This window comes from Methanobacterium sp. (assembly GCA_012838205.1).
Lineage (GTDB): Archaea > Methanobacteriota > Methanobacteria > Methanobacteriales > Methanobacteriaceae > Methanobacterium.
The window spans coordinates 1-4,764 of record DUPR01000041.1; the positions used below are offsets into that span (position 1 = coordinate 1).

At 34.9% G+C, this 4,764-nt stretch carries 3 protein-coding genes; 1 reads left to right on the top strand and 2 read right to left on the bottom strand.

The genetic code is table 11. The features are described from left to right. Positions 1-229: 229 nt before the first annotated feature. Positions 230-3,493, top strand: coding sequence for a PAS domain S-box protein (locus tag GXZ72_06510; protein ID HHT19195.1), 3,264 nt, complete (start codon positions 230-232; stop codon positions 3,491-3,493). 11 nt (positions 3,494-3,504) lie between these two features. Here the strand turns inward: GXZ72_06510 and GXZ72_06515 are convergent, their stop codons facing one another. After that, complete coding sequence (locus GXZ72_06515) at positions 3,505-4,032, bottom strand: hypothetical protein (GenBank protein HHT19196.1); 528 nt, start codon at positions 4,030-4,032, stop codon at positions 3,505-3,507. A 79-nt stretch (positions 4,033-4,111) separates the two neighbouring features. Next, positions 4,112-4,612: a hypothetical protein gene (locus GXZ72_06520; GenBank protein ID HHT19197.1), complete on the bottom strand. Its 501-nt coding sequence runs from the start codon at positions 4,610-4,612 to the stop codon at positions 4,112-4,114. Positions 4,613-4,764 lie beyond the last annotated feature (152 nt).

Here is a 4,764-nt window from a genome sequence, read left to right on the forward strand (position 1 = left end):
AAAGCATATTTTCAGCAATAAAGAGAAAATTTAACGGTACAAACTATAGTAGAAGCACACAACTATCAAACAAAGAAACCAAACTCAAAAACACAATATACAACATCTACAGATCAACACAAATCAAATAAAAAAAGGGTTTCTACAAAGCCAAAATAATAAATAGTGGTTTTATGATAAATAAGAATTAATATTGGATAATATCATAGTAAAAAATGAGTTGATACTATTGGCTGATATTAAGATTATCCTGGTAGAGGATGAAAATATAGACGCCATGGATATTAAGGAAACACTGGAATCATTTAATTATGAAGTTCCATATGTTGCTTCCACTGGCATAGATGCAATAAAGCACATCTTAGAAATCATGCCTGATCTTATTTTAATAGATATAGTTCTTAAAGGTGATATGGATGGTATTGAATTAGCTTATAAAATTAAAGAGCTGGGAATACCTTTCATATATTTAACTGCCCATGCTGAGGAAGACCTAGTTAAAAAAGCCATGAAAACTGATCCTTATGGATATATAATAAAACCCTTTGATCAGACCAAACTTAGATATTCCATTGAACATGCTATTTACAAAAAGCACATGGAACATGAAACTTCTAAACAGATTTCCATAACACAAGCCATAAACAAAGTCCTTAAAAATGCTTTACGCTGCACAACTCCTGAAGATGTTGCCAAAATATGTTTAAAAGTGGCTGAAGAAATAACTAACAGTAAATTTGGTTTAATTGGTAAAATAAACCCCGCTGGCCTTTATGATACCATAGTAATCAGTGATCCTGGGTGGGCAGAATGTGTAATACCTAAGACAAAAGCAGTAAAACAAATAAGCAACATGAAAATCCAGGGTTATCTAGGCAGAGCTTTAACTACTGGAAAGCCGGTAATTGTCAATAATCCAAAGTCAGACCCAGGAAGGTTAGGAGAACCTGAAGGACACCCTGAAATAACATCGTTCATGGCAATACCTCTAAAACGGGATGATAAAACCATTGGTATGATTGCTCTAGCCAATAAAAAATCAGGATACACTCGGGATGATCAAAACGCTATTGAAATGCTTTCAGTTGCTTTCATGGAAGCTATAGCCAGCAAAATTACTGAAATATCCCTAAAAAAGAGTGAAAAACGTTTCCGTGCATTGGCAGAATCTGCTGTGGATGCCATAGTCACAACTGATGTAAATGGGACAATCAAATACTTTAACCAAAGTTTGGAACAAATTTTCGGATACCTTGAAAGAGAGCTTACTGGCAAACCCTTAACCACTTTAATGCCAGAAAGATTCCGTAAAAACTACACAAAAGAGCTTGAAAGGTTCAAAAAAGATGGAAAACACAGATTAATGGGCAAAACAGTAGTTACCACTGGATTAAAAAAGGATGGGACAGAATTTCCCTTTGAAATGTCACTTTCCTCCTGGAAATCAGGGGAAGAAACATTTTTCACAGCCATAATACGAGACTTAACTGAGAAAAAAGAAGCTGAAGATAAACTACGCTGGAGTGAAGAACGTTTAAAAATAGCCATGGAAATTGCCAATCTAGTTTACTTGGAATATGATTTTGAAAAAGACCTATTTACTCTAAATGACCAGTTTTATTCACTTTACGGCACAACTGCCGAAGATGAGGGTGGCTACTTATTGTCCTCTACTGAATTTGCTAATCGTTTCCTCCCTCCAGAAGAGCATGAAATAATCAGGAAGGAAATTGTCAAGGCCAGGGAGACTAATGATCCTAACTACTCCAGAACCACAGAACACAGCATTATACGTGGTGACGGAGAAAGAAGACATATTGTAGTGCGTATAAAGCCCAAATTAGATGAAAATGGAAATATAATTGGAACTCACGGTGTTAATCAAGATATAACTAAACTCAAAGAGATTAAAGATGCATTGACTGAATCTTATCGGCGGATGGCTGATATAATTGATTTTCTTCCCGATGCCACTGTTGCCATTGACACTAAAGGTAGGGTGATCTCCTGGAACAAGGCTATTGAAAACATGACTGGAGTCACCAGTGAAAAAATCATAGGCAAAGGCAATTATGAATACTCTATACCATTCTATGGTAAACGCAGACCTATACTTTTGGATATGTTTAAAGAATCCTATGACAAAGTTAAGAAAAAATATAGGATCTCTCATAAAAAAGATGAAATTTTAACAGTAGAAACAGATCTTATCCTTAAAGGTGAAAAAAGAACTGTCTGGGCCAAGGCAGCGCCTTTGTACGATCAGGACGGAAATTGGGCTGGGAGTATCGAAGTCATACGTGATATAACTAAGATGAAAGAATATCAAGATCAGATTAAACATGAACTGGACATCAGCCAATCCCTGGCCAAGATCTACGAACCTTTTGTTGCACCTGAATCTTCAATCTATGAAGTGAGCCAAGTCATTATTCAAGAAGCCAAAAAATTGACTGGAAGTAAATATGGTTTAGCAGCTACTATTGATCCTAACCTTCAACTGATTGATGGAACAATGGTTTCAGGATCACCACCTAATTTTGAAGGAATTTCACAATTTCAATTCCCAATAAATTCTGAGGGAAAAAATATTGGCTTATTAAGGAAGTCATTGGAAACTAAAAAGCCCTTAATTGATAATTCCCCCCATGAAAATCCTAATTTTGGATACGTTCCTGATGGTTATCCTGAATTAGAAAATATACTAATTGTACCAGTGCTCCTTGCTGAAAAATTGGTTGGGATAATCACCTTGACTAATGCCTCTGATAATTACACTAAAGATGATTTGGATGCTATTGAAAGACTAGCTAATTTTTATGCTCTGGCAATCCAGAACAAAGAGACAGATAAAAGGATTAAAGACTCCTTGCATGAAAAGAAGGTTTTACTCAGAGAAATCCACCACCGGGTAAAAAACAATATGCAAATCATTTCCAGCCTACTTAACCTTCAACTTAACTATGTGACTGAAGAAAAATCAGCAAATCTCTTGAAAGAGAGTCAAGGAAGGATAAAAAGTATGGCCATGGTGCATGAAAAACTCTACCAATCCCCTAGTTTAACTAAGATAGACTTAAAGGATTATGTGGAAGCACTGGTTTCTAACATCTTCTTTAGCTATGGAATCAATACTAACAATATAAAAAGGGTAGTAGATGTGGAAAACATTGAAATTGGCATAGACACAGCCATCCCCTGTGGTCTTATAATCAATGAAATCGTTACAAACAGTGTTAAACATGCATTCCCTAATAAAACTGGTGAGGTTATCGTTAAAATCAACTCTTATCAAGATGATATCCACTTAATTATGTCTGATAATGGTATTGGAGTACCGAAAGATCTTGATTACGAAAAAACAGATTCACTCGGCCTAAAACTTGTTAAGAGTTTAGTGGATCAAATTGATGGTCATATGACCATTGAAAGTAACAATGGAACAACCACTAAAATCTGTTTTAAAGAAGTTAAATACAAAAAGAGAATTTAACTATTAATTTTTTATTCTTTGACTTTAATGGAATTTAACAACACTTCCAGGGCAGGTTCGACCCGGGAGTAATATGTATGTTCCATGGCCTCGGTTGTACTAATAACGTAGGTCTGGTTGGATTTCCCAAAAGCTACCACAACTGAGAAAAAATCAGGACCGATTAAAAGAAAATCATATTGTGCACTGTTTTTGTAAATCAGTTTTTCTCCTTCAAAACCATTCACTTTCACATACTCACGGGTTACTACCTTAAACCGGGGATACTCATAAGGATAATTTGTGACATATCCATCAATGATGTCACGGGGTTTAAGATCGCTTTGGTGTATATAAATAACAGGATAAATAGCATCAACTGGCTGTAACTTGGCCAGTTCGTCACTGATTTGTTCTTCATTTACTCGCCAATGGGGAGGGACATTAAAGCTAAGCGTTTCATCTTCGTAATTTGTTGGAAGAGTGGTACAACCAGATATTATGATAATGGAGAAAATAAGTCCAGTTACAATGATTTTCAAAATATAGCGGTTTAACATAACACTAACTTTGGAAGAATTTTTTTTACAAATAGTCTAGAGTATATATATAAAAAAAATGGGAAAAAAAGAAAAAAATCTAGGTGGTTTTAACAGTGTCGATTATGGAATCGAATACATCTTGAGATTCAGTTTTAGTAGTTAGTAAAGCCATGTATCCTTTTCCATTTTTATTCCAGAAGGCATAATAAAACTTAAAACCATCTTTATCCTCGGCAATTAGCTGAACACCATCTTCACCATCCACAGTAATGGTTTTACTCGAAACATATTGTGTTCCAAGCGCTTTTTTCATATTTGCCAGCCATTCGCTAGGAGTGGATAATACTTGGTTGGCTCCAACATTAACTTTGAATAAGCCAAACATATCCTGACCTTCGATTCCAACAATGACTAAAGCTTTTCCAGCATCACCAACTGATTCTTGAGTACTAGAAACATTCAATTCTTCCCAGTTCCCAGGATAAGAAAAACTAACACCATTGCCAGAATAAGTTTTGGTCGTTGTTGTATTGTCAGTACAACCAGAGGCACAAACAATTATTCCCAAAATTGCTATAATTACTAGTATTTCACGCATACTATCACCACTTATTTTTAAGATGAAAGTTAAATTTATAATTAATGATAAAAATAAGTTTTGGTTTAAAAAAAGTATGACCCGTTCATTAAGTACACTAATAATGCTGTTAAGGCATTTTTAACTTATTTTAGCAATAATTTTTCGTGTTA

What these genes read in the sequence shown, in the direction of transcription:
- GXZ72_06520 (HHT19197.1), bottom strand. Translation starts at nt 4,612, where the DNA reads ATGCGTGAAATACTAGTAATTATAGCAATTTTGGGAATAATTGTTTGT.
- GXZ72_06515 (HHT19196.1), bottom strand. Translation starts at nt 4,032, where the DNA reads ATGTTAAACCGCTATATTTTGAAAATCATTGTAACTGGACTTATTTTC.